Below are 1,558 nucleotides of genomic sequence, written 5' to 3'. Positions count from 1 at the left end.
GGTGCCTGGGTGGAGGTGGACCTGGGCGGAAAAATCATCCGTGAAGAGCTCACCATCGGCGGGGGACACGCCAGCGGCCACTTGGGCTGGATGCACTTCGGCCTGGGCGAGAGCCGGGACGCCAAAGTGCGTGTGCAGTGGCCGCAGGGCGAGTGGAGTGCCTGGGCCCCGGTCACGGGTGATGCGTCTTATGTAGTCAACCGCGAGACCGGGCTTGCCGCCTGGAAGGCACCATGAACCAGAATCTGCAAACCAGCATGAACCGTAGCAGTGGCAGTGGCCTCAAGCTGTGGGTCCTCAAGCTCAGCGCCGTGGCCCTGGCCGCGCTGCTGCTCAACCCCCACAGCCATGCGCAAAGCGGGACGCCTTCTCAACCCGCCGCCCTGGCCACATCCATTGCCAAGCCCGCCAGCGCCTACAGCTCCGGCGTGGTCTATGACTGGATGGCGCTGGACCTGCAGCTCATCCAGCTGACCCCCGGCTTCAGCCCCCCGGTGGCGGCGCGCGCCCTGGGCTATCTGGGCCTCACGCTCTATGAATCGGTAGTGCCCGGCATGCCCGGTTACCAGAGCCTGGCCGGTCAGTTGAATGAACTCAGCTCCTTGCCCTGGGCGCAGCCCAATGAACCGCTGCACTGGCCCACGGTGGCCAACGCAGCCATGGCCACCATGACGCGCATGATGTTCAGCAATGCCAGTGCCGAGAACAAGGCGCGCATCGATTTGCTGGAGCGCAGCCTGCCGCTGAAATACACGCAGGACTTCGATCCCAACACCGTCACCCCCGACATCAGCAACCGCTCCGAGACCTTTGGCAAGCTCATGGCCATGGCCATCATGACCTGGGCGCGCACCGACGGTGGCCACGAGGCCTGGGGCCCGATCCGCCGCAGCCAGGCCAACTACGTGCCGCCCAGCGGCACCGGCAAGTGGTCGGCCACGCCCCCGGCCTTTGCGCCCGCCCTGTTGCCCTACTGGGGCGAGAACCGGCCCTTTGTGATCAAGCGTGCGGCCGACTGCCCGGCGCCGCCACCACCCGCGTACTCGGAAGACAAGGGCACGGAGTTCTATACGCAGGGCATGGAGGTCTACAGCATCAGCAATGCCGCCACCCAGGAGCAGCGGCAGTTTGCCTTGTACTGGGCCGATGACGCCGGCAAGACGCCCACACCCGCAGGCCACTGGGCCTACCTGACCAACGACCTGTTGAAAAGCCGCAAGGCCAATCTGGCCACGGCGGCCGAGACCTTTGCGCGCCTGAACATGGCCATGTCGGATGCCTTTGTGGCGGCCTGGTACACCAAGTACAAATTGAGCGTGATACGCCCGGTGACCTATGTGCAGTTGGCCATCGACAGCAACTGGGTGCCCACGCTGATGAACACGCCGCCCTTCCCGGACTACCCCTCGGGCCACTCGGTGCAAAGCAGTGCAGCCGCTGCCGTCCTGGAGCGTGAGTTTGGTACCAACACGGCCTTCGTGGACAACACCCACAACGACAGGGGCTGGGGCCCGCGCACCTTCAAAAACTTCAAGGCCGCAGCCGATGAGGCAGCCGC

The 1,558-nt window shown here is 65.4% G+C and carries 2 protein-coding genes; both read left to right on the top strand.

All coding sequences use genetic code 11. The features are described from left to right. Positions 1–237: ASPIC/UnbV domain-containing protein (locus tag DIC66_RS22725; RefSeq protein ID WP_199534828.1), on the top strand; the 237-nt coding region annotated here is incomplete at its 5' end. Then, on the top strand, positions 234–1,558 hold a 1,325-nt coding region (locus tag DIC66_RS22720), incomplete at its 3' end, for a vanadium-dependent haloperoxidase (protein WP_117180455.1). The genes DIC66_RS22725 and DIC66_RS22720, both read left to right, overlap by 4 nt.

The organism is Rhodoferax lacus (genome assembly GCF_003415675.1).
Taxonomy (GTDB): Bacteria; Pseudomonadota; Gammaproteobacteria; order Burkholderiales; family Burkholderiaceae_C; genus Allorhodoferax; species Allorhodoferax lacus.
This window is presented reverse-complemented; position numbering and strand designations above follow the sequence as displayed.